This is a genomic window from Aeromonas sp. 25-AL00135, assembly GCF_054052385.1.
Map to the genome: position 1 here is coordinate 1 of NZ_JBSTYQ010000056.1, position 261 is coordinate 261.

The following is a 261-nucleotide window of genomic DNA, read 5'->3' on the forward strand; positions in this document are numbered from 1 at the left end:
TTTGCAACAATAACTCTCCTTTCAAAATCCCGTTCACCCGCTCCGCCAACGCATTCTGATAACAGTCATACCCATCCGTCATCGAGCATTTCACCCCGTACCGTTCATGTAATGATTGATACAGTCCCGAGCAATACTGCACGCCGCGGTCTGAGTGATGGATGAGTTCACCGCCGCCACGCCGTTGCTTCAGCGCTTTCTTGAACGCCATCGCCACCGATTCGGCATGCATCCCTTCGTGCACGTGATGGCCCACTATCT

1 protein-coding gene is annotated in these 261 nt (G+C 53.3%); it reads right to left on the reverse strand.

Annotation, left to right across the window (positions count from 1 at the left end; all coding sequences use genetic code 11):
- A partial coding sequence (locus tag ACW5XC_RS20455) for a DDE-type integrase/transposase/recombinase (protein WP_456516118.1) occupies positions 1-261 on the reverse strand: 261 nt, incomplete at both ends.